Consider the following 20,712-nt stretch of genomic DNA (forward strand, 5'->3'; position numbering starts at 1 on the left):
TCCTCTTGCCCTGTATGTTATACTGCTATTATAATAAATAGGATTCGAACAAACTTGTTTTTCATTTGGAAGGTGTCTATGAAGAAAAAAACTGCAATTATTCTGGCTTTGCTGCTGACAGCCTGTCTTTTCTTTTCCGGCTGTTCCGATCCCCATCCGTCCGGCGAAAGCGCCCGGATCAAGGTGGTGACTTCCTTTTACCCGGTGTACATCGCCGCTCTCAACCTGGTAGACGGGGTGGATGGAGTTGAGCTGCAAAACCTAACCCAGCCCACCACCGGCTGCCTGCATGATTATCAGCTGACCCCCCAGGACCTGATCGCCATGGAAGGAGCGGACGTGCTGGCGATCAACGGGGCGGGCATGGAGGATTTTCTCTCGAAGGTGCTGGAAAGCTACCCGTCGGTCACCCTGATCACCGCCAGCGACGGCATCGAACTGCTCGAGGAAGAGCACGACCATGAAGGCCACGACCATGAGGCGGAGGATCATGACCACGGTGAGGAGGGCAATCCCCATGTCTGGGTAAGCATCACCAACTATATGCAGTACGTGCAGAACATTGCCGACGGCCTGTCCAGGGCGGACCCGCAGAATGAAGCCATTTATCAGATCAACGCCCAGAAGTACAAAGCAAAACTTTCCGATTTAAAAACCAAAATGCACGGGGCAATCGATCCCCTGCCGAACCGGGGCATTGTTACCTTTCATGAGGCGTTCGGCTATTTCGCCGAGGAATTCGGCCTGCATGTGGAAGCGGTCATTGAGCGCGAGCCGGGGACCGACCCGACCGTACAGGAGTTGACCGAAACCATCGACAAGGTGGAGGAAAGCGGATGCAGGGCCCTGTTTGCCGAGCCCCAGTACGAACCCAGGCTTGCTCAGACCATTTCGGCGGAAACAGGCGCGAAGGTTTACACGCTGGACCCTTGCGTGTCCGGCGCATATGAAAAGGACGCGTATCTGAAGGCCATGGAGGAAAATCTCAATCAGTTAGTGGAGGCATTGGGACAATGAGGCATGTGAAAGGGTCGTGCTGCACGACTATAAAAAACATCGGGGTTTCCTCGGGAAAAACGCAAATTCTGCACGATGTAAGCTTTCACCTGCACTGCGGGGAGCTGACGGTCATCATCGGCCCAAACGGGGCGGGCAAGACGACGCTGCTCAAAGCGCTGCTGGGGGAACTGCGCCACACCGGCAGCATCCAGTTTCACGATCCCTCCGGGGAAGAACGGCGCATTCGCATCGGCTATGTCCCCCAAAAGCTGGACTTGGACCCCAATTCTCCAGTGAGCGTGTACGACTTTTTTGCCGCCATGATTTCCCGCCGTCCGGTCTTTCTGAGCAAGGGGCGGTTTCTCCACCAAAAGATCGGGGAATACCTGGCTGAATTTGAAATGGACGACAAGCTGGACCGGCGGCTTTGCGACCTGTCGGGCGGCGAATTGCAGCGGGTGTTGCTGGCGGTGGCCACCCATCCGGCCCCTGAGCTTTTAATCCTTGACGAGCCGGTTTCCGGCATCGACAGCAATGGCATGAGCGTGTTCTACGAAAAGCTCGGCGCTCTCAAGCGGGAGCGGGATATGGCGATCCTCATGGTGTCCCACGACTTGCATTACGTGGCTCAGTATGCGGACAAAATGCTGCTTTTGGACCAGACGGTTTTGAGCATGGGGACACCCAAAGAAGTTATGGCAAGCGACGCCTTTAAGCGGGAATTCAACGTTTTTGTGGAAGCGGAGGACCGGTAATGGAAGCAATTTATGAATGTATGGAATCGGTTCTGCCGTTCTCCTTCATGCATTACGATTTTATGAAAAACGCGCTGCTGGCGGTGCTGCTGCTGACCCCCATCTTCGGCATGATCGGGACCATGGTGGTGGACCACAAGCTGGCTTTTTTTTCCGATGCTTTAGGCCATTCCGCCCTGACCGGCATTGCCATCGGGGTGCTTCTCGGTATTTCCGAGCCGGTGGTGGCTATGACCCTGTTTGCCATCGTGTTCGCCATTCTGTTAAACAGCATCCGCCGTTCCCGGGTTTCGTCCAGCGACACGGTCATCAGCGTCTTTTCCTCCACGGCGGTGGCACTTGGTCTGGTGCTTCTCTCTTCTGGCGGTGGATTCTCCAAGTACTCCTCTTATCTGATCGGTGATATTTTGACCATCCGGCCGGCGGAAATCGCCATTTTGGCGGTGGTTCTGGTGCTGACGCTGATTTTCTGGATTTTCTGCTTCAATAAGCTGCTGCAGATCAGCGTCAACAGTACCCTGGCCTCCAGCCGGGGGGTTCCGGTGAAGACCATGGAGCTGATTTTTATCCTGGTCATCGCCGTGATCGTCACCATCTCCATCCGCTGGGTAGGGATTCTCATCATCAATTCCCTGCTGATCCTCCCCGCCGCCGCCAGCCGCAACGTAGCCCGCAACATGCGCCAGTATCATTTGCTCTCCGTGCTGTTTTCTATGGCGGCAGGGGTAATCGGCTTGGTGGCGTCCTACTACTACGGGGCGGCGGCAGGACCTACCATTGTCCTGGTCAGCGCCGTCTTCTTCTTCGCCACCTTCTTTCTCAAGCGCCTGGTGCGAAACTAATTGCGGCTCCCGCGCCGTTTTATCAAAAAAAGCGCAGCCGCCCTGATGGGCGGCTGCGCTTTTTCGTGAAATAGGCACGTCTTTTCTATTTCCGTCATAGGCTCTGGAAAAAAACTTTGATTATTTCTAAAGGCAGACCGATGCTCGCAATTTGCCTGGGAGAAACAAATAGCACCTTCTCTGTCCTCCGCAGGGATTCTCTTCGGAAGGAGAAACGCTTTGGCTCCCGTTTTCTCTATCCTAAGAATTTTTCCATCAGCTATCCCTGAAAGGCCGTATAACTGGTGAGATCCACCGCTACCTCCGGCTGCGCCCAGACAAATCCCATCTGAGAAGGGAGTTTTCCTTCTTCGAAACAACGCCACAGGTCCCAGTGAAGCCCCTTAACATACCGCTGCTCCCCTGTATCCACCACCAGCTCCTGCGGAAAATTCCACACCGGCACAAAGTCCGACAAGGCGTCAAAGCACGCCAGGTGAGGGACGATGGTATCAAGCCCGCAATAGGCGGGGTTCTTCCCCAGAATCTGCCCCAAAGTCCCCAGAAGCTTACCGCTTTCCTTAGAATCGTTGGGAGAACCCAGCGGCTCCACCCGGCCGTCCCGGTAGTGAACCACGATTTGGTCCTTGGGTGGGAACAGGTTGTAGGTGACGGTGGCCTTTTCAAATTCATAGACCAGAGTCGGGTCGATACTGAAATTACAGGCGTGGGTACCGTAGAAATACACCGGCACTCCTTCCTCTGTTTTCCCGGAAAAGGCCACCGTGTCATAGGTGTCGATGGCGTTGGCCCGGTAGGTCCCAGCCTTCATCGACACCAGGGGCGCACTCGTATTCACCCGATCCCCCAGCAAAAACAGCATGTTGTGCAGATAATGGGCGATGCCGTTGCTGGCAATGGAATCCAAGACATAGCTGCCGTCCCGAGCCCGGTATTTCCCGGCCCAGCCGCCGCCCCGGCCGTAGTAAACAAAGTCCCGGGGCCAGGCGGTATAGGAGCGCAAACGCAGGGCTCTGCCGTACTCCCCAGCCAGAATAGCCCTTTTCACCTTCAAAATCACATCGGAAAAGCACCACTGGAACCCTACGCTCAGCTGTTTGCCGGTACGGGCCATGGTTTGACGAATGGCATCCAAGTCCTGCAGCCTGGGCACCAGAGGCTTTTCACACAGCACATGAGAGCCGTGTTCCATGGCCTCAATTACCTGCCCGGCATGCAGGTTGATCGGGGTAGCGAGCACAGCCAAAAGCGCCTCATGCTCCTCGTAAAAGGCTTCCATCGTGTCATAGCAGGGAATCTGCTCCTCCTGGATCCGGTCATACAGCGGACATTTCTCCACAAAAGGGTCCACCACCCCTGCCACCGGGTATTCCTCCCGGTCCAGGTGGTTTAGCAGCAGGTCTACGTAGGTGCGGCCGTAGCCGCCCACACCCACCAGCAAAATGCTCTTTTTGCTCATTGTCTTTCATTCTCTCTTTTCCAGAAAGCAGCCCCAGCGTTCCTTCAGATGCCGTTGGACTCTCTATTCCTGCGCTTGCGATCTCCGCTAAAACACTCTTTCTCTGTTTCCAAACACATTGGTTCTTCTTTTACCGCTTGATTATCTCAGCAAAACGCTTTGCCGCTTCGTTCCAAGCGTCCACGTCCTTGGGCTGGTACTTCTTCTGCTCAAAGGAGGAAGCGATGATCTTGCGGGCCTCCTTGAGGTTGGCGATTTCGCCCATAGCCATAAGCTGAACCGAAATGTTACCAATGGCGGTGGCCTCAATGGGACCGGTGATGACCTCGACGCCGCAGGCGTTGGAAGCAAACTGGGACAAAAGCCCGTCCTTGGTGCCGCCGCCCACAATGTGCAGGCAAGGATAAGGATGGCCGGTCAGGTCCTCAAGCGCCTTAAAGGTCATGCGGTATTTGAGGGCCAGGCTCTCGTAGATGCAGCGCATGACTTCGCCTCGGCTTTCGGGCACATACTGGCCGGTCATGCGGCAGTAGTCCCGGATTTTGCCCGGCATATCGCCGGGAGTGTTGAAGGCCTCGTAATCCGGGTCCACAAAGCACTGAAACGGCTTGCAGGCCAGAGCCTCCCGCTCCAAGTCCGCAAAGCTGACCTCAAAGCCTTCCCGCTGCCACTGACGGCGGGATTCCTGGATTAACCACAGGCCCATGATGTTCTTGAGCAGGCGCACGTTGCGTCCATAGCCGCCTTCGTTGGTAAAGTTGTTTTGCAGGCTCTTTTCGTTGATGACCGGCTTTTCGCATTCAGTCCCCATCAGCGACCAGGTGCCGCTGGAAATGTACACAAAGTCGTCCCCTTCGGCCGGAACGGAAACCACTGCCGAACCAGTGTCATGGCCGGCCACATAATAAACCGGAACACTGGGGATTCCCAGCTCCTTGCACAAATCGTCCTTCAAATTTCCAGCACAGGTACCCGCATCCACAATGTCACAAAAAATGTCCTTCGGAATTCCCAACCGGTCAAAGAGAGAATAGGCCCAGTCGCCGGTGTTGGGGTTCATCAGCTGGGTGGTGGATGCCATGGTGTACTCCGAATGCTCCGCTCCGGTGAGGAAATAAACCATCATGTCGGGAACCAGCAGCAGCTTGTGGGCCCGCTTTAAAAGTTCCGGACGGTTCTTTGACAAAGAGAAGAGCTGATTGATGGTGTTGAGTGCGATGAACTGAATGCCCGTGTTTTCATAGATTTCTTCCTTGGGGATCACTTTGAACAGCTCCTCCATAATCCCCTCGGTGCGCGCATCCCGATAATGAATCGGGTTTTCCAAGAGGCGGCCCTCCTCGTCGAACAGGCCGAAGTCCACCCCCCAGGTGTCGATGCCCACGCAGTCAAACCCGCCGGCCAACTTCGCCTTGATGAGGCCCTGTTTGATTTCATGGTAGAGGCGCAGAATGTCCCAATAAAGGGTTCCGTTGAGACTGACCGGGTCGTTGGAAAAGCGGTGAATTTCCTGCAGGGAAATGGTTTTCCCGTCAAAGGTGCCTAAGATGGCGCGGCCGCTGGACGCACCGAAGTCAAAGGCAAGCACGCGTTTGTTCGCCATGATGTTTGTTCCTCCCTTATGTAACTATGCGGCGGGGTACGGCTTTTGCCGCGCCCCGCCGATAAAAATCTCATTTATTGGCCGCTTATCTCTTGAAAAGGTGTCCTTCTCGTAGGCACGGACTTCGTCGGTCCAGTCCATACCCACCGGCATTTTCTTCTTGTCACAGTGGTAATCCCGGCATCGTGAGGGCTTTCTGGGAAAGGGCCAGGCGGCGGGATTTGTCACCTTCCCGCTTGTACTTCCTGACAGTGGCAACCGGCTCGAGCAGCGCTTCCAGCGTACGGGCGCGGTCAGGATCGCTGCCAGTCATAGAATCGCTTCGTTTAAAACCGGGCGTGTCGTCGCCCTGTCAGCAATGCAGAGAGATGAGAGTACGGCCGGCCAGTTCAATGGCTTTGCCAGCATCTACACCCGCTGCCGCGTAAGCTTCACGGGCGAATTCAAAAGCTTTTTTCTATATGTGACAAATCATTCCTCACTTTCAATAGATTTGGAAATTTACACCATGTCTATATGGATGTTATTATTATAATACAGACCAAAACGGTTGTAAATAAGAAAATCCACCATTCCCCGCGTTTGGGCAGGATTCACGGGAGAACCGGAAAAGCTTGGGCGGGATTTGACGGTGCTGCGGAGAAACCGTGGAAATCACGTTTACAGAAATTCCATGCTATGGTATACTGTTTCATAGAAAAACGCCAGGCAGGAAGAAAGGGGAAATAAAGATGTCTCGGTATGTCAACCGCATTGCGACCACCCGTTCGAAGGAGGAAATTGACGCCCTTTTGGTGCCGATTTTACAACGGGAAGGTTTTACCTATGTCAAATACGAAGGCGAAGATGTCTGGAAAAAAGGCGTGGGGCTGATGACGGCTCCGCAGTTTTTCAAGTACGAGTACCTGGGCGACTCGGTGGGCGTGCAGGCGTGGATTAAGTTTGCAATTCTTCCCGGCGTCTATGCGGGCGAAATGGGTCTCAAGGGCTTCTGGGGCATCGCCATCAAAAAAATGCTGCAGGCCCGCGTCAACGAAATGGAGTATGCCATCGCCAATCCGTATCCCCAGCCTCAGGCGAGCGCAAACGTATAGGCCGACCAACAAAGCTATATTTTTCTGAAAATGGAAGAAAGAAAAAGACGGTTTGGTCTTCCTATATCCCGCTGGTTGTGATAGGATGGTGTTACGGCGAACCGCCGCAAAGGAAAACGATCTAAAATAAAAGGAGTTTGCTTTTTGAAACGTTATTGTAAATCGGTAATTGTGCGCTGACCGGGAGGTTTGCGTAACAATTCAATTGCTCAAGCCTCCCAAAAGGTTTTAAAACTTTTTAGGAGGAATTATCCCCATGAATCGGGAAAATAAACGAAAAACCTTTGAAAAGGGGTATTATAAAACTCACCCCTGCAGCGACAGTTTTACCTGCAAAGTCTGCGGCCGCCTGGTGGTAGCCGCCGGTGCGGGCAGCGACCATCGCAACCATTGTCCCAACTGCCTTTGTAGCCTCCATGTGGACGAGGAGCCGGGCGACCGGGCGGCGGACTGCGGCGGCATTATGGAACCCATCGGCGTCTGGGTGCGCAAGCGCGGCGAATGGGCAGTGATCCATCGGTGTAAGCGCTGCGGCAAGCTGTCCTCCAACCGGGTGGCGGCCGATGACAATCCCATGAAGCTGATGTCCATCGCCATGCAGCCTTTGTGCACCCCGCCGTTCCCTTTAGAGCGTGTGGAGGAAATGACAAAGCTGATGGGCGGCGACGGAAGCATGAAGTGAAATGGACAAATGTTTGCTGTAAATTCGCAGAGCCAACGGATCAGATGGTACGTTGGCTCTGCATTTTTTAATAGTAATAACCGGCTTCCAAACCAGAAAGGCCCGGCGGAAAGAATCCTTTCCGCCGGGCCTTTCTCGTCTCGCCTATCGCTTATAGCTCGCCCTTTTCGATCTGCTCGAAGACAGCGATGCGGTCAGCGTGCCGGCCGCCTTCAAAAGCCGTGTTCAAAAACACGTCCACCAGCTCCAAAGCGAGGCCCGCGCCCACCACCCTGGCGCCCATGCACAGGATGTTTGCATCGTTGTGAAGGCGGGTGTACTTGGCACTGAAATAGTCCGAGCAACAGGCAGCACGCACGCCGGGGACTTTGTTGGCGGCGATGGAGATCCCGATACCGGTTCCGCAGCAGAGAATGCCCTTCTCGCACTCGCCGACAGCCACTGCTTTGCCTACTTTTGCTCCGAAGAGGGCGTAGTTCACCGAGTCGCAGCTATAAGTTCCATAGTCCTTGTAAGCAATGCCCTTGCTGTCCAAATACGCGCGGATTTCTTCCTTGAGCGGGAAGCCCGCATGGTCCGATCCCAATGCAATCATTTGTTTTTCCTCCGTATTTCTTCTTATTTATTCGGTCCGCCTGTCTGCGCTCCCAGGTTAAGACGCGGCGGCTTTTCCACTCGATTATTTTCCCGCCGCCTGCCGGCGTTTGAGTTCCCGCTGGGCCTGAGGCAGGCGCAGGTAGGAGGGCAGCAGGGCAGACGCGTCCACGCCCTTTCCCTGGGCAAATGCCTGCTGTGCCGCCCGGGCAACCCCGTAGGCGCGCTGGTAGCGCAGGTGAAGCGGGGCCAGGCGGAAGGGAATCCCCTGCTCGGCAAAGGCTTTCTCACAAACATGGGCGCCGTCCCCGGTCAAAAGCACCTGTTTTCCCAAGCACTTTAGTTCGGCTGTCAGTTCGGCAATGGTCAAAGCCCGGTCTTCGCACAGGCGGATGACCTGCCCATTCCGAACCTCGAACAGCGCCTGATACACCTGCTGGCACCTGGCGTCCATCGCCCCGCACACCACCCCGTCAAAACCCTCGAAAAGATAGGCCATAGATTCCAGGGTAGAAATTCCAACACAGGGCTTCCCCTGCGCGAAGGCCATTCCCTTTACTGCCGCCACCCCGATGCGAATTCCTGTAAAGGAACCAGGACCGCTGTTTACGGCAAAGCCGTCCACCTGGGCCGGTTTTACATGCGCCGCAGCCAGAAGGTGTTCCACCAGCTGCATGAGGGTCTGGCTGTGGGTAAGCCCCACGTTCAAATATTGTTCTCCAATCAGCTTCTCGTCCTCCAGCAGGGCGCAGGAGGCGGAAACCGCGGAGGAATCCATCGCTAAGATGCGCATGAGTCTTCGCCTCTTTCCACCGTGATAACGCGTTCATACTCGTTTTGCCCCGGCTCGATGGCCACGCGGATGACATTTGCCGGCAAAGCGCCCTCAATGTTCTCGCTCCACTCCACGGCCAGCACGCCGCCCCGGGCCAGATACTCGAAAAAGCCAGTGGATTCCAGGTCATCCCAGCCCTCCACTCGGTACATATCGAAGTGATAGAGCTCCAAATCTCCCGGGTGCTCATGCACTAAGGCAAAGGTGGGGCTGGACACCTCTCCCCCGACCCCGAGCCCTTTGGCAAGGCCGCGGACAAAAGCGGTTTTCCCCATTCCCAGCCCTCCATACAGCGCAAGCACGTCGCCGGGCAAAAGGGTTTTCGCAAGCTTTTGGGCAAACTGCTCGGTGTCTTCGGGCGAACGGGAAACAAAACGATCTGTCTGCATGAATACGATCCTCCGGTCAACCAAGTGGGGACGGGAAAAGGCGTTTGCCGATCCGGAGCGTCCCGCCAGCCGGTCAAAACGCTTTGACGCGTCTGGTTAAAAAGAATTATACCATATTTTTATTTTTGGTACAATGCGCAAAACCCATCCGGCTAATCACGGCCTCTCCGCTTTTATTGAAAAAAACGGTAATTTCCGTCCCTTCCTCTTCGAAAACTGTCACCTCCTCCTTTTGCCGACATAGTATGAAACTGTATCAATGCTTTGGAAACAGCCGGTTCTATGGTGTTCATAGTTCCGATTCCTTAGGCTGATCAAACGGAAACGGAGGAGATTTTATGGCAGATGATATGCTGCGCACCCGCTTTTTTCTAGGTTCCAATTCGCCGATAGGCTTTGTATCAAAATTTGACCGCGTGTACGACCCTCATGACGGGTGGCAGGCATACTTACTCAAAGGGGGACCCGGTACGGGAAAATCCACCTTTATGAAAAGCATCGCCCAGGCGGCGGAAGCAAACGGGTATGAGGTTGAGCTGATTTTCTGCTCGTCCGACCCCAATTCATTGGACGGTGTGGTGATTCCTAAACGCAAATGCTGCATTCTGGACGCCACCTCGCCCCACGTACTCGAACCCTCCTTCCCCGGCGCCTGCGAAACCATCGTCAACATCGGCGCCTACTGGGATAAAGATATTTTACAGGAAAATCGGGACGAAATCATGAAGACGTCGGCCGCCTGCTCGGCCCAGCACGCCCGGGCCACTCGGTATCTGGCGGCGGCGGGAAGCCTTTTATCCGACAGCTACCGCTTCGCCCTCGACTGCACCGACACGGCAAAAGTAGCCCGCTATGCCTCCCGCCTTTCCCGCCGGGAATTCGGCCAGCCCAAGGAAAACCTGGGGCATGAGGAAATCCGCCTGCTTTCGGCCGTCACGCCCCACGGGGTGCTCTTCTTTGAGGAGACGGTGGAGAAGCTTTGTTCCAGGGTCTTCGTCATTGAGGACGAATACGGCGCCTCTTCCCGGCTGCTGCTGGCTCACCTGCGTACCCACGCGCTCACCTGCGGCCACGATGTGATCTCCTGCTACTGCCCCATGTCCCCTCTCGATAAGCTGGACCACCTGTTGATTCCAGATCTGGGGATCGGGTTTGTCACCTCCAACAGCTGGTACCAAGTAAAGCTCTCGCCCTTCCGCCGCATCCACATGCAGCGCTTTACCTCCAACGAGCTGCTGCGCCAGCGCCGTCAACGCCTTTCCTTCAATCGCCGCGCCAGCCGCGACCTGATTTCCGAGGCCTCCGCCCGGATGCTGGAAGCCAAGGCCATTCACGACGAGCTGGAGAATTTCTACATTTCCGCCATGGATTTCGATGCCGCCGAATCGCTGCGGCAAAGCGTCATCCAGCAGATGGTACTAGATGATTAAATACGATAAGAGAAGCCGGAGCGTATGATTCGCTCCGGCCTTTTTCTGTGAATCGGCTTGGTGATACCGACTTTTGCGGACTTTTTTATGACACAGATGGCAGGGTTCGATCGGGATCATCCTCATTCCAATCGAACTGAAATTGTCCCATATGCTTCTTCGCATCAACTAAAATGAAGTAGTTCCCTGCATGGTCCAGGTGGACAACAAAGGAGGTAGAAGGGACCTTTTCCCTCTTCAAATAAGTATTCCCATTCCCGTCGGTTATCCCGATGCGTATTTCTCCATGAAATGTTTCCACCATGCCGTACAAGTCCACAGGTCGATCAACTGTTATCATTTCTCTATAGGTGCCGGTAAACAAATCGTGGGTCTTGCCAAACTGATTTTCGGAATTGGTATCTTTCGTCTCTTGGATATTGCTATCTTTGACATTACTCCAAAATTTGAGCCGAATGCAGCCGGAACCAAACAATGCAATCACTACCGCCAAAAAAGAGCGATTCCTCGTTGTTTCATCAATTTTCCCTCTCTTTATCCATTGTAACGATTATCTATTTCTTAAATAATAGCATATAAGAAGCAAAATAACCATTGTTTTACAATAAAATTCAAGAAAAGAATAGAAACCTCCATTTTATCAAATTGATCCTACAATGAGACGCAAAAAGGCCGCCGGACAAAAATAGTCCGGCGGCCTTGCCATCATCCTGGTAAAAAAGAGTTATTTATCCTCTTCTTCCACGTCGTGGCCGCATTCCTCGCAGGCGCAGGAATCGTCCTCACAGCCGCACTCGTCGGCATACTGCAGATCGAATTCCAGCGTCTCGCCGCAGTTGGGGCAGTCCACCTCGCCCGCCAGCAGCGTTTCCTCATCCAGACAGATGGTGTCGCCGCAGTTGGGGCACTTGACCTCGACAAACTCATCGTCGTCCTCGTCCTCATACTCCTCATCGTCATAGTAGTCCTGCTCGAGGGCGTCCAGGTCCTCGTCCACTGCGTCAATCTGCTCGGAAAGCTCGGAGAAGCCATCCTCCAGATCGGACACCGTCATAGCCAAGTCATCCAGCACATCCGCGATTGCCTTAAAAATACGGGTTTCCTTTGCATCCTCACTCAATTCCGAAGCGTCGAGAATCCCTCTGAGATATGCTACCTTTTCCGTCACAGTCATGGCTGCTCCTCCTTTATTCAAATGGGTCTGATGAAACACGTCCGTTTTCTTTGCCAATTAGGCGCGCTCCATGTACTCGCCCGTGCGGGTATCAATGCGAATCTTTTCCCCCTCGTCGATGAAAAGCGGCACGCGGATTTCCGCGCCTGTTTCCAGGGTGGCGGGCTTGGTCACATTGGTGGCGGTATCGCCTCTAAAGCCCGGATCGGTCTTTGTGACCGTCAGCTCCACAAAGTTCGGCGGCTGCACGCCAAAGACGTTGCCCTTATAAGAGAGAACGGTGCACTCCATGTTCTCCTGAACGAACTTAAAATTGTCGTCCAGAATGGAAGCGTTGATCGGCAGCTGCTCGTAGGTCTCGGTATCCATAAAATAATACAGATCGCCGTCGCTGTACAGATACTGCATCGGCTTGCGCTCGATGTAGGCGGTCGGGAACTTATCGCTGGGGTTGAACGTTTTTTCTACCACAGAGCCCGCAATCACATTGCGGATCTTCGTGCGGACAAATGCCGCGCCCTTGCCGGGCTTGACATGCTGAAATTCGATGATCTGATAGACGTTTCCGTCCATCTCAAAAGTCACGCCGTTGCGAAAATCTCCTGCTGATACCATTGGTTTTACCCCCAAAACGTAAGATTATTCTCATTTTACCGGATACAAAGGCCAATTACAAGAAAAACTTGCCGTCATAATATTATAAGGGATTTTTCCGACTTCGTCAAGTTTTTAAAGCCCTGCTCAGTGATGACCACCAGATCTTCGATGCGCACACCGAACCGGCCCTCCAGGTAAATGCCGGGTTCCACCGTCATGGTAGTTCCCGGGACAAGCATCGCCTGGCATTTGGGTGAGAGCCGCGGGTCCTCGTGAATTTGAAGCCCCACGCTGTGACCGGTGGCGTGGCCGAAATCCTTGCCGTACCCGGCGGCCTCGATCACATCCCGTGCGGCCGCGTCCCCGTCGCTGCAAAGAACGTCCGGGCCGAGCGTGGAAAGGGCTGTCTGCTGGGCTTTGAGCACCACCTCGTAAACCGCTCTTTGCTCCTCGCTTACCTCACCGACCGCCACCGTACGGGTCATATCCGCACAGTAACCGTTTACCACCGCGCCAAAATCCATGGTGACAAAGTCCCCTTTCCTTACCTTGCGGTCGGTGGGGACGGCGTGAGGCAGAGAAGTGTTGGGCCCGGAGGCGGCGATGGTCTCAAAGGCCACGCCCTCCGATCCCAGCCTGCGCATGAAAAACTCCAGCTCTAAAGCGATTTCCCGTTCGCTGACCCCTTCCCCTATAAAGGAAAGCATGTGGGTAAAGGTTTGGTCGGTGATGGCCTGCGCCTGCTGCATCCACCGGATTTCCTGAGCGGACTTGACCGAGCGCAAAGCGAAAATGGGCTGGTCCGCCCCGCCCGCCAGCTTTACCTTTCCCTCCAGCAGCTCCCGCAGGCTCTGCTCCTGACGCACGGTGACGTACTCCTCCTCGATGAGCAGACGGCCTACCCCAAAGCGGTCCAGCTGGGCTAGCAAGCAGTCATAAAACCGGTCGTAGCACAAGCATTCCAAATCCTTGATTTTTGCCTTGGCCGCCTCGATGTAGCGAAAGTCGGTCAGGAACACCGACCCGCGGCGGGTGAGCAGCAGCGCGCCGTCGCTGGCGTCAAAGCCGGTAAAATACCGCCGGTTTACCGGCGACAAAATCAGCACCCCGTCCGCCCGCCAGTCGATGGCGTCGAGCAGGGCTTTTCTTCTCCCTTGCATGGCAAAACGCCTCCTGTTTTCCGTTAAATCAGGTCCTTGATGGCGTCGATGGCCAGCAGGTAGCTGTTCTTCCCAAAGCCGATGACGCTGCCCGCGCACACCGGCGCAATCACCGAATTGTGCCGGAATTCCTCCCTGGCGTGGATGTTGGAACAGTGCACCTCCACCACCGGGATCTTAATGGAAGAGATGGCGTCCCGGATGGCATAGCTGTAGTGGGTGTAGGCGCCTGCATTGATGATGACGCCGTCGCAGGTTTTGCGCGCCTCGTGCAGCTTGTCAATCAGCGCGCCCTCGGAATTGGACTGGAAAATCTCGCAGTTTATTCCCCGGCTTTCCGCCTTCTGGGCGATTTGCAGGTTGATGGAGCCCAAGGTTTCCCTGCCGTAGATGTTCGTTTCCCGCTCCCCCAGCAGATTCAGGTTGGGGCCGTGGATGACCAGAATCTTCTTCATGGTATTTCGCCGTCCTTTTTTCTTACTTCGACCGGATACGGTCGTAATACTGCTTCATCAAAAGGGCATCGGGCGCCTGGGTGCCGGCCGATTCGCAGATGAATACCGGCGCCGCGTTTTTGCGCACGGTGACGTTGAGCACCTCTTCAAAGGAAGGGCCGAACTCCTCGTCCACAAAGGTCAGATGGCGCACCTCGCCGCCCTTGGAATATTCGATCTTGGAAAAATGGGAGTGGATGCGCTGCATCCGGTCCCGGCCCAAGCCGTTCTCAATTTCCTCGAACACTTTTTCAATGGCCTCTTCACAGCCAAGGCCGCCGTGGGTGCGGGCGTTCAGGTGCCCGAAGTCAATCGTGGGGAGCAGACGCTCGTCGATCCCGCAAAGGGCAATGACCTCGGACAGGTCCCCCAGTTGGTTGATCTTACCCATGGTTTCCGGGCAGAGATGAATGTCCCCCAGGCCTTCTTCGTCCATGGCGTCCAGCGCTTTCTTGAGGGTCACCGATGCAAGGGCGGTGGCGTCCGCCCGGGACAGCTTGCCAAGCCCTCCCGGATGCACCACGATCCGCTTCGCCCCGCACCACCTGGCCACCCTGGCGCTTTGCAGGATATACTCCACGGAATTGTCTCGTTTTGACTCCTCCGGAGAGGCCAGCGAGATATAATAAGGGGCGTGGATGGACAGGGAAACGCCCTGCTGCCTTGCGTTTTCTCCCAGGGTCTCAGCAGTGGGCTGGGACATGCGCACGCCGCGTCCAAACTGAATTTCATAGGCGTCAAGCCCCTTTTCCTTTACATACTGGGGGGCCTGGATGGTCGCTTTATAGCCGGCCTCGTAGAAATCCTCACAATTTCCCGCCGGTCCGAACCGTGCCGTCACGGTCATCCCTCCTGTTCTCGGTCTTTTCCTGCTCCTGGTACTTTTGTACCACCTTTTCTTCCATTCGGCGGCGGATGCGAAAGGACAGGCTTTCCGCTTCGTCCACCCGCTCCACCAAAATCGCCTTCATTCCCGCACCGTGGCCGCCCAGCACATCGGTATAAACCTGGTCGCCCACCACGGCAATGGCGGATACCGGCAGATTCATTCTTTTTGCCGCCTGCCGGATGCGAAAGGGCAGGGGCTTACAAGCGTTTGCCACAAAGGGCAGGTGCAGACGAGCGGCAAAATCGCGCACCCGTTTTTCCCGGTTATTGGAAATCAAAAGGAGCGCAATGCCGTTTTTCCGCATCAAGGCGAGCCATTCGATCACCCCGTCAAGGGGGTCCGGATGGCCGTGGGACGCAAGGGTATTGTCCACATCCAGCAAAAGCCCTTTCACCGAAAGGGCGCGCAGGTCTTCCAAGGTGATCTGCGTCACCCGTTTACGCATGAGCTCCGGAATCAGTTTTGGCATAACGCTCACTTCCTTATGCAACAGGATACGGATTTCTTCGTTCAAATGCAAGAGAAAATCTGTGAACAAATCCGATTCTGGACCAAACATGAAAAAAGCGGGCATCACTGCCCGCTTTTGCATACAACTGTACCGCAACCGGCCCTTTCCTTAGCGGAACTTACGCTTGCGGGCGGCTTCGGACTTCTTCTTGCGCCGAACGGAAGGCTTTTCATACGCCTCACGCTTACGCACCTCGGCAATCACGCTGTCTCTCTGACACTGTCTCTTAAAGCGTCTGAGCGCGCTATCCAAAGATTCATTTTCCTTGACACGGACTTCCGGCATTCTGCAATTCCCTCCCCTCCGTCTTGCGACAGGGGTATTAGACCTTGTGAGCCTATAACAAATCATATTATACATGATTTCACCGGCGCCTGTCAAGCTATTTTCGGCATTCTCACAAAGAAACCACAATGTCTTTTTTTCGATCTGGGCAGGAAGCACCAAAGACCCGCTTAAAACCTAGTCGCACAGCCATGCGAGGCCCACGACGCCCAGGCCCAGATGGATGCCCAGCACCGGCCCGATCCGGGAAACGGTGATATCCGCCCCCACTCCCGCCTGCTTTAAGGCGGCGGTAATTTTTTTCGGCTCTACGCCGGGGCCGAAGTACTCGACCACCACCCGGCCCGCTTGGGGCGGAACCTTGGCGATCAAGGCTTTGATCTGCTCGGTGCGGCCTCTTGCCATGCCGTCGGCCACGATCGCCCCGTCCTTGAGGGTAAGCAGGGGGCGTATGTTGAGAATGGCGGACACCGACTGGCGCACCAGCCCCAGCCGGCCGCTGCGGCGCAATGCGTCCATATTGTCCACGGAAAAAGCGGTCCCCACCTGCTTTTTGATCTGCTCGAGCTGGGCAGCCACCTCGTAAAGCCCCATACCCGCGTCTATCAGCTCCCGGGCTTTCTGAACAAGCAGGTACTGCCCGCCGGCGGTGGAAAGGGAATCCACCACCGCAATGCGCTGGTCATTTAACTCCTGGGCCGCCAGGGTGGCGCTGGAATAGGTGCCGCTCAACCGGGAGGACATAACGATACACAGCACCTCGTTGCCCGCCTCAAGCTCCTGTTCAAAGGCCGCCACAAAGGTGGAGATGGGCGGATGGGCGGTGGTGCACTGAAAGATGTGCTCCCCCACCTGCGCCTCATACCGGCCCTTCTGGTCGGCAAAGCTTTCGCTGAAGGACCGGCCGTCGATGGTGAAGCTCACCGGGACCAGGCGGACGCCCAGCTTGTGGGCCTGGCCTTTGGTCAGGTACGCGGTGGAATCGGTGACAATGGTAATCATCGGCCGTCCCACCCGATTCTGCGAAACCGGTGGTACCGGTGGTCCAAAAGCTGCTCGGTAGGCAGCGCTTTGTTTTTCTGGATGGTGCTGTAAAGCTCGGCGCGGATGGTTTCATAAAGCTCGGTAAAGTCTTCGCCCGGCTCTTTGAACACTCGTTCGATCACCCGCAGGGACAGAAGATCGCCCGCGGTGAGCTTGAGGCATTCCGCCGCTTCGGCGGTCTTGCTGGGGTCTTTCCACAGGATGCTTGCGCAGCCTTCGGGCGAAATGACCGAATAGACCGCGTTTTCCAGCATCCAGACTTCGTCGGCCACCGCCAGACCCAAAGCCCCGCCGCTGCCCCCTTCCCCGATGAGCACGGAGATAACGGGGGTTTTGAGCGTCATCATTTCCATGAGGTTTTCCGCGATGGCTTCCCCCTGGCCCCGCTCCTCGGCGGACTTGCCGCAGTAAGCGCCGGAGGTGTCGATAAAGCAGACGACCGGCCGGTGGAATTTCTCCGCCAGTTTCATCTGCCGCAACGCCTTGCGGTACCCTTCCGGGTGAGCGCAGCCGAAGTTGCGCTTGATTTTATCGGTGGTGTCATGGCCCCGTTCCAGGGCGATGACGGTTACCGGCATGTCGATGAGCCTGGCGATGCCGCAGACTACCGCCTTGTCGTCGCCGTAACGGCGGTCCCCGTGCAGCTCGGTAAAGTCGGTAAAGATTTTATGGATGAAGTCGGTGCCGGTGGGGCGGCCCTTCGCCCGGGCAGCTTTGACGCGTTCAATCGCTTCCATTCTTTACTCCGCCTCCTTTGCGTGCAGGCTCAACAGCTTCGCCAAGTACCTCTTCTGCTCGAGCCGGCTGACCACCGCGTCCACAAACCCCTTGTCCTGCAAAAACTCCGCCCGCTGGAATCCCGCGGGCAGCTTCTGGCGGATGGTCTGTTCGATGACCCTGGGTCCGGCAAAGCCCACCAGCGCGCCCGGCTCGGCGATAATAATGTCGCCCTCCATGGCAAAGCTGGCGGTGACGCCGCCGGTGGTGGGGTCGGTGAGGACGGTGATGTAAAGGAGGCCTTCGTCGGAATGGCGCTTGACCGCTCCGCTGGTTTTCGCCATCTGCATTAAGGACAAAATGCCCTCCTGCATTCTGGCGCCGCCGGACACGGTAAAGCCCACCACCGGCAGGCCTTCCTTCGCCGCGTATTCAAAAAGGCGGGTGATCTTTTCCCCGACCACCGTGCCCATGGAGCCCATCATAAAATAGGGTTCCATGACAAAGAGGGCGCAGGGAAACCCGTCGATTTCACAGGTGCCGCAAACCACTGCTTCCTTTTCCGCACTTTCCAGGCGGGCGTTTTTGAGCTTGCCGTCATAGTGGGGAAAGCCGATGAGGTTTTCCGACTGCAAGTCCCCGTCCATCTCCGAAAAGGTGCCGTCGTCCGCAGTCATGCTGATGCGCTGGCGGGCGTTTACCCGGAAATGATGGCCGCACTTGGGACAGACGTGATGATTGTCGCTTAAGTCGCTGGTAAAGAGCGTAGCGCGGCAGGACGGGCAGATGCTGCACATTTCGTCCGGCACGGTGGGGCTTGTGGTTTTGGTATGCTTGCTGTCGTAGGTTTCCAGCTCGTTCTTCGGACGCTTGAATAAGCTTTTTTTCAGCATGGCCTATCCTCTTTTCGACATGAAGTTGGTATAATAGCGGCCGGACTTGAATTCCTCGTCGCTCAAAATATCCATCTGCAGCTCGCTGTTGTGCTCCACCCCTTCGATGACCAGCTCGCACAAAGCCGCCTGCATTTTGCGGATGGCTTCTTCCCTCGTCTTGGCGTACACAATCAGCTTGCCCATCATGGAATCGTAAAAGGGCGGAACAAAATAGTCCTGATAAAGGGCCGTATCGAACCGCACCCAGGGGCCGCCCGGCACGTGCAGCAGGGTAATGCGCCCGCAGGAGGGACAGAAGTTGTTATTAGGGTCCTCGGCGTTGATGCGGCATTCGATGGCGGCACCTTCGATTTTGATGTCCTTCTGGGTAAAGGACAGGGGCAAACCGGACGCCACCCGGATCTGCCATTTCACCAGGTCGATGCCGGTGACCATCTCGGTAACCGGATGCTCCACCTGCAGACGGGTATTCATTTCCATGAAGTAGTAGTGGTTGTCCCGGTCAAAAAGGAATTCGATGGTTCCCACGCCCCGGTAGCCCACGGCTTTCGCCGCCTTAGTGGACACCTCCACCATCTTTGCGCGGATGTCCTCGGTGACCACCGGCGAGGGGCTTTCCTCGATGAGCTTCTGGTTTTTGCGCTGCACCGAGCAGTCCCGTTCCCCCAGGCACACCACGTTGCCGTGGTCGTCGCAGATGATCTGCATTTCAATGTGCTTAACCGGGCTTAAAAACTTCTCCAAATACACCGCCCCGTCACCAAAGGCGCTGAGGGCTTCGTTGGAGGCGGTCTGAAACGCGTTTTCAAACTCGTCGGTATGGTTTACCAGGCGGATACCCCGGCCGCCGCCGCCTGCTCTCGCCTTGCAAAGCAGCGGATAGCCAATCTCGTCCGCCTTTTTATGGGCTTCCTTCACATCCTCAATCACGTCGCACCCAGGCACCACCGGCACCCCGGCCGCCTTCATGGTGCGGCGCGCTTCGTCCTTGTCCCCCATCTTGTTGATGATCTCAGCCGAGGGGCCGATGAACACGATGCGGCAGGATTCGCAGAGCTTTGCGAACTTGGCGTTCTCGGACAAAAGGCCGTAGCCCGGATGGATGGCCTGGGCGCCGGTCGCCACCGCCGCCGACAGGATGGCCGTCATGTTTAAGTAGCTGTCCTTCACCTGGGGACCGCCGATGCAGATGGCCTCGTCCGCCAGGCTCACGTGCAGCGCCTCCCGGTCGGCCTCGGAATAGACCGCTACCGTAGAGATGCCCATTTCCTTGCAGGCGCGGATGACGCGCACGGCGATTTCCCCGCGGTTGGCAATTAGAATTTTGGAAAACAACGGTTTCCTCCCCTTTCCTATCTCATCAACGCGAAAGAGAATTCTCCGCTGACCGCCAGCTTATCGCCCACATACCCCTTGCCCTTGGCAAAGTAAAAGGGCTCGCGGACCCGTTCAATGGAGCACTGGATCTGCAGGGTATCCCCTGGCTTTACGGGGTGCTTGAACTTGACGCTGTTAAGCCCGGTAAAATACGGGGTGGCGCCTTCGGCTTTGCCCGCCAGCATCACGCAGCAGGCCTGCCCCATCATTTCGCACAGCACCACACCCGGCACCACCGGGTTTCCCGGGAAATGGCCCTGCAAAAACCATTCGTCGCCCTTTACGGTATATTGTCCCACCGCGTGGGTCTCATCCACGGCATTCGCCTCGTCGATGAGGAGCATCGGCTCCCGATGGGGAAGGATGGTCTTGATTTCTTCTCGGTTCATTTTGTCTCCCCGCCCTCTTAAAAGATTTTAAAGAGCGGCTGGTTGTATTCCACCACCTGGCCGTTCTGCGCGCACACGTCGACGATCTCGCCGTCCACCTGCGCGGTGATTTCGTTCATCAGCTTCATCGCCTCAATGATGCACAGCACGTCGCCCTTCTTGACCTTACTGCCCACCTTCACGTAAGGTTCGGCGTCCGGAGAAGGGGAATCGTAAAATACGCCCACCATGGGGGATTTGACCTCGGTAATGTTGTTAAAGTCCACCGGCTGGGTAGCGGGCACTTCGGAAGAAGCCGCCGGGGCGGCTGCAGGCGCGGCAGAGGCCGAAGCGGGCGCTGCCGCAGGAAGAATCATGGGGGCGAAACCCGCCGTGGGGCGCTCAAAATGGATGTTCAGGTCCCCCTCGGTCACTTCCAGCACCGACAAACCGGTGTCCTCCATGATCTTGGCCAGGGAACGCAATTGCTTGATGTCCATTATCGTCGTCCTCCTCCT

General features: G+C 55.9%; 26 protein-coding genes. 6 read left to right on the forward strand and 20 right to left on the reverse strand.

The features are described from left to right. Positions 1-78: 78 nt before the first annotated feature. From WMO26_RS04080 to WMO26_RS04090, 3 genes are read left to right on the forward strand one after another with little or no spacing between them, the layout of a single operon-like run. Positions 79-1,017 (forward strand): metal ABC transporter substrate-binding protein, encoded by a 939-nt coding sequence (locus tag WMO26_RS04080; RefSeq protein WP_349218326.1) that lies wholly within the window; start codon positions 79-81, stop codon positions 1,015-1,017. Then, on the forward strand, positions 1,014-1,754 hold the full coding sequence (locus WMO26_RS04085) for a metal ABC transporter ATP-binding protein (RefSeq protein WP_349218327.1): 741 nt from the start codon (positions 1,014-1,016) through the stop codon (positions 1,752-1,754). The genes WMO26_RS04080 and WMO26_RS04085 overlap by 4 nt, the downstream gene beginning before the upstream one ends. Beyond that, a complete protein-coding gene (locus WMO26_RS04090) occupies positions 1,754-2,596 on the forward strand; it encodes a metal ABC transporter permease (RefSeq protein ID WP_349218328.1) in 843 nt (280 codons plus the stop codon). The genes WMO26_RS04085 and WMO26_RS04090 overlap by 1 nt, the downstream gene beginning before the upstream one ends. Before the next feature lie 259 nt (positions 2,597-2,855). Here the strand turns inward: WMO26_RS04090 and WMO26_RS04095 are convergent, their stop codons facing one another. The 3 genes from WMO26_RS04095 to WMO26_RS04105 all read right to left on the reverse strand — a co-directional run bounded on the left by WMO26_RS04095 (position 2,856) and on the right by WMO26_RS04105 (position 5,971). Next, positions 2,856-4,055: a Gfo/Idh/MocA family protein gene (locus WMO26_RS04095; protein WP_349218329.1), complete on the reverse strand. Its 1,200-nt coding sequence runs from the start codon at positions 4,053-4,055 to the stop codon at positions 2,856-2,858. Between the two features lie 130 nt (positions 4,056-4,185). After that, on the reverse strand, positions 4,186-5,658 hold the full coding sequence (locus WMO26_RS04100) for a rhamnulokinase (protein WP_349218331.1): 1,473 nt from the start codon (positions 5,656-5,658) through the stop codon (positions 4,186-4,188). A gap of 163 nt (positions 5,659-5,821) precedes the next feature. Further along, positions 5,822-5,971, reverse strand: a complete 150-nt coding sequence (locus WMO26_RS04105) for a hypothetical protein (protein WP_349218332.1) — start codon at positions 5,969-5,971, stop codon at positions 5,822-5,824. A gap of 418 nt (positions 5,972-6,389) precedes the next feature. On the opposite strand from WMO26_RS04105, the gene WMO26_RS04110 reads away from it, so the two are divergent. Both WMO26_RS04110 and WMO26_RS04115 read left to right on the forward strand, forming a co-directional pair. Next, positions 6,390-6,752, forward strand: coding sequence for a hypothetical protein (locus WMO26_RS04110; protein WP_349218333.1), 363 nt, complete (start codon positions 6,390-6,392; stop codon positions 6,750-6,752). Positions 6,753-7,008: 256 nt separating this feature from the next. Next, a complete protein-coding gene (locus WMO26_RS04115; RefSeq protein WP_349218335.1) occupies positions 7,009-7,434 on the forward strand; it encodes an RNHCP domain-containing protein in 426 nt (141 codons plus the stop codon). 151 nt (positions 7,435-7,585) lie between these two features. Here WMO26_RS04115 and rpiB read toward each other — a convergent pair whose 3' ends face one another. The 3 genes from rpiB to tsaE all read right to left on the reverse strand — a co-directional run bounded on the left by rpiB (position 7,586) and on the right by tsaE (position 9,252). Then, complete coding sequence (gene rpiB / locus WMO26_RS04120; protein ID WP_349218337.1) at positions 7,586-8,029, reverse strand: ribose 5-phosphate isomerase B; 444 nt, start codon at positions 8,027-8,029, stop codon at positions 7,586-7,588. Between the two features lie 84 nt (positions 8,030-8,113). Continuing rightward, on the reverse strand, positions 8,114-8,821 hold the full coding sequence (gene tsaB / locus WMO26_RS04125; protein WP_349218339.1) for a tRNA (adenosine(37)-N6)-threonylcarbamoyltransferase complex dimerization subunit type 1 TsaB: 708 nt from the start codon (positions 8,819-8,821) through the stop codon (positions 8,114-8,116). Then, entirely contained in the window at positions 8,809-9,252 is a 444-nt protein-coding gene (gene tsaE, locus WMO26_RS04130; protein WP_349218340.1) for a tRNA (adenosine(37)-N6)-threonylcarbamoyltransferase complex ATPase subunit type 1 TsaE, read from the reverse strand. The genes tsaB and tsaE overlap by 13 nt, the downstream gene beginning before the upstream one ends. 338 nt (positions 9,253-9,590) lie before the next feature. Between tsaE and WMO26_RS04135 the strand changes: the two genes are divergently transcribed. Continuing rightward, complete coding sequence (locus WMO26_RS04135; RefSeq protein ID WP_349218341.1) at positions 9,591-10,682, forward strand: hypothetical protein; 1,092 nt, start codon at positions 9,591-9,593, stop codon at positions 10,680-10,682. 85 nt (positions 10,683-10,767) lie between these two features. Here WMO26_RS04135 and WMO26_RS04140 read toward each other — a convergent pair whose 3' ends face one another. The 14 genes from WMO26_RS04140 to accB form a co-directional block, all read right to left on the reverse strand. Then, a complete protein-coding gene (locus WMO26_RS04140; protein WP_349218342.1) occupies positions 10,768-11,175 on the reverse strand; it encodes a hypothetical protein in 408 nt (135 codons plus the stop codon). A gap of 231 nt (positions 11,176-11,406) precedes the next feature. Next, positions 11,407-11,856, reverse strand: coding sequence for a CD1247 N-terminal domain-containing protein (locus WMO26_RS04145; RefSeq protein ID WP_349218344.1), 450 nt, complete (start codon positions 11,854-11,856; stop codon positions 11,407-11,409). Positions 11,857-11,913: 57 nt separating this feature from the next. Further along, complete coding sequence (efp, locus tag WMO26_RS04150; protein ID WP_349218345.1) at positions 11,914-12,471, reverse strand: elongation factor P; 558 nt, start codon at positions 12,469-12,471, stop codon at positions 11,914-11,916. A gap of 74 nt (positions 12,472-12,545) precedes the next feature. Continuing rightward, positions 12,546-13,613: a M24 family metallopeptidase gene (locus tag WMO26_RS04155; RefSeq protein WP_349218346.1), complete on the reverse strand. Its 1,068-nt coding sequence runs from the start codon at positions 13,611-13,613 to the stop codon at positions 12,546-12,548. Positions 13,614-13,636: 23 nt separating this feature from the next. After that, the gene (aroQ, locus tag WMO26_RS04160) at positions 13,637-14,068 is read right to left on the reverse strand and encodes a type II 3-dehydroquinate dehydratase (RefSeq protein WP_349218348.1); all 432 of its coding nucleotides are present in this window, start codon (positions 14,066-14,068) and stop codon (positions 13,637-13,639) included. A gap of 22 nt (positions 14,069-14,090) precedes the next feature. Then, on the reverse strand, positions 14,091-14,954 hold the full coding sequence (locus WMO26_RS04165; protein WP_435431546.1) for a TIM barrel protein: 864 nt from the start codon (positions 14,952-14,954) through the stop codon (positions 14,091-14,093). Then, on the reverse strand, positions 14,914-15,465 hold the full coding sequence (locus tag WMO26_RS04170; protein WP_349218351.1) for a YqeG family HAD IIIA-type phosphatase: 552 nt from the start codon (positions 15,463-15,465) through the stop codon (positions 14,914-14,916). Before WMO26_RS04170 ends, WMO26_RS04165 begins: the two co-directional genes overlap by 41 nt. Before the next feature lie 150 nt (positions 15,466-15,615). Beyond that, positions 15,616-15,792: a 30S ribosomal protein S21 gene (gene rpsU, locus WMO26_RS04175; RefSeq protein WP_349218352.1), complete on the reverse strand. Its 177-nt coding sequence runs from the start codon at positions 15,790-15,792 to the stop codon at positions 15,616-15,618. Between the two features lie 177 nt (positions 15,793-15,969). Beyond that, positions 15,970-16,794 carry a DegV family protein gene (locus WMO26_RS04180; protein WP_349218354.1) on the reverse strand — a complete coding sequence of 275 codons (825 nt, stop codon included), beginning with the start codon at positions 16,792-16,794 and terminating at the stop codon, positions 15,970-15,972. Further along, on the reverse strand, positions 16,791-17,573 hold the full coding sequence (locus WMO26_RS04185; protein ID WP_349218355.1) for an acetyl-CoA carboxylase carboxyltransferase subunit alpha: 783 nt from the start codon (positions 17,571-17,573) through the stop codon (positions 16,791-16,793). The genes WMO26_RS04180 and WMO26_RS04185 overlap by 4 nt, the downstream gene beginning before the upstream one ends. Positions 17,574-17,576: 3 nt before the next feature. Next, entirely contained in the window at positions 17,577-18,446 is an 870-nt protein-coding gene (gene accD / locus WMO26_RS04190; RefSeq protein ID WP_349218356.1) for an acetyl-CoA carboxylase, carboxyltransferase subunit beta, read from the reverse strand. A 3-nt stretch (positions 18,447-18,449) separates the two neighbouring features. Further along, positions 18,450-19,784, reverse strand: a complete 1,335-nt coding sequence (gene accC, locus WMO26_RS04195; protein WP_349218358.1) for an acetyl-CoA carboxylase biotin carboxylase subunit — start codon at positions 19,782-19,784, stop codon at positions 18,450-18,452. A 17-nt stretch (positions 19,785-19,801) separates the two neighbouring features. After that, positions 19,802-20,215, reverse strand: coding sequence for a 3-hydroxyacyl-ACP dehydratase FabZ (fabZ, locus tag WMO26_RS04200; protein ID WP_349218360.1), 414 nt, complete (start codon positions 20,213-20,215; stop codon positions 19,802-19,804). A gap of 17 nt (positions 20,216-20,232) precedes the next feature. Beyond that, on the reverse strand, positions 20,233-20,694 hold the full coding sequence (gene accB / locus WMO26_RS04205; RefSeq protein ID WP_349218361.1) for an acetyl-CoA carboxylase biotin carboxyl carrier protein: 462 nt from the start codon (positions 20,692-20,694) through the stop codon (positions 20,233-20,235). Positions 20,695-20,712 lie beyond the last annotated feature (18 nt).

The organism is Solibaculum intestinale, assembly GCF_040096205.1.
Taxonomy (GTDB): Bacteria; Bacillota; Clostridia; order Oscillospirales; family Acutalibacteraceae; genus Solibaculum_A; species Solibaculum_A intestinale.

Excerpts from the sequence above, each read along its gene's own strand:
- tsaE (WP_349218340.1), bottom strand. The coding sequence starts at position 9,252 with ATGCAGACAGATCGTTTTGTTTCCCGTTCGCCCGAAGACACCGAGCAG.
- WMO26_RS04165 (WP_435431546.1), bottom strand. The coding sequence starts at position 14,954 with ATGACCGTGACGGCACGGTTCGGACCGGCGGGAAATTGTGAGGATTTC.
- rpsU (WP_349218352.1), bottom strand. The coding sequence starts at position 15,792 with ATGCCGGAAGTCCGTGTCAAGGAAAATGAATCTTTGGATAGCGCGCTC.
- WMO26_RS04100 (WP_349218331.1), bottom strand. The coding sequence starts at position 5,658 with ATGGCGAACAAACGCGTGCTTGCCTTTGACTTCGGTGCGTCCAGCGGC.
- aroQ (WP_349218348.1), bottom strand. The coding sequence starts at position 14,068 with ATGAAGAAGATTCTGGTCATCCACGGCCCCAACCTGAATCTGCTGGGG.
- WMO26_RS04105 (WP_349218332.1), bottom strand. The coding sequence starts at position 5,971 with ATGACTGGCAGCGATCCTGACCGCGCCCGTACGCTGGAAGCGCTGCTC.
- WMO26_RS04155 (WP_349218346.1), bottom strand. The coding sequence starts at position 13,613 with ATGCAAGGGAGAAGAAAAGCCCTGCTCGACGCCATCGACTGGCGGGCG.
- WMO26_RS04185 (WP_349218355.1), bottom strand. The coding sequence starts at position 17,573 with ATGGAAGCGATTGAACGCGTCAAAGCTGCCCGGGCGAAGGGCCGCCCC.
- efp (WP_349218345.1), bottom strand. The coding sequence starts at position 12,471 with ATGGTATCAGCAGGAGATTTTCGCAACGGCGTGACTTTTGAGATGGAC.
- WMO26_RS04090 (WP_349218328.1), top strand. The coding sequence starts at position 1,754 with ATGGAAGCAATTTATGAATGTATGGAATCGGTTCTGCCGTTCTCCTTC.
- WMO26_RS04135 (WP_349218341.1), top strand. The coding sequence starts at position 9,591 with ATGGCAGATGATATGCTGCGCACCCGCTTTTTTCTAGGTTCCAATTCG.
- WMO26_RS04145 (WP_349218344.1), bottom strand. The coding sequence starts at position 11,856 with ATGACTGTGACGGAAAAGGTAGCATATCTCAGAGGGATTCTCGACGCT.
- WMO26_RS04110 (WP_349218333.1), top strand. The coding sequence starts at position 6,390 with ATGTCTCGGTATGTCAACCGCATTGCGACCACCCGTTCGAAGGAGGAA.
- WMO26_RS04085 (WP_349218327.1), top strand. The coding sequence starts at position 1,014 with ATGAGGCATGTGAAAGGGTCGTGCTGCACGACTATAAAAAACATCGGG.
- WMO26_RS04080 (WP_349218326.1), top strand. The coding sequence starts at position 79 with ATGAAGAAAAAAACTGCAATTATTCTGGCTTTGCTGCTGACAGCCTGT.
- WMO26_RS04180 (WP_349218354.1), bottom strand. The coding sequence starts at position 16,794 with ATGATTACCATTGTCACCGATTCCACCGCGTACCTGACCAAAGGCCAG.
- fabZ (WP_349218360.1), bottom strand. The coding sequence starts at position 20,215 with ATGAACCGAGAAGAAATCAAGACCATCCTTCCCCATCGGGAGCCGATG.
- rpiB (WP_349218337.1), bottom strand. The coding sequence starts at position 8,029 with ATGATTGCATTGGGATCGGACCATGCGGGCTTCCCGCTCAAGGAAGAA.
- WMO26_RS04115 (WP_349218335.1), top strand. The coding sequence starts at position 7,009 with ATGAATCGGGAAAATAAACGAAAAACCTTTGAAAAGGGGTATTATAAA.
- accB (WP_349218361.1), bottom strand. The coding sequence starts at position 20,694 with ATGGACATCAAGCAATTGCGTTCCCTGGCCAAGATCATGGAGGACACC.
- tsaB (WP_349218339.1), bottom strand. The coding sequence starts at position 8,821 with ATGCGCATCTTAGCGATGGATTCCTCCGCGGTTTCCGCCTCCTGCGCC.
- WMO26_RS04095 (WP_349218329.1), bottom strand. The coding sequence starts at position 4,055 with ATGAGCAAAAAGAGCATTTTGCTGGTGGGTGTGGGCGGCTACGGCCGC.
- WMO26_RS04170 (WP_349218351.1), bottom strand. The coding sequence starts at position 15,465 with ATGCCAAAACTGATTCCGGAGCTCATGCGTAAACGGGTGACGCAGATC.
- accD (WP_349218356.1), bottom strand. The coding sequence starts at position 18,446 with ATGCTGAAAAAAAGCTTATTCAAGCGTCCGAAGAACGAGCTGGAAACC.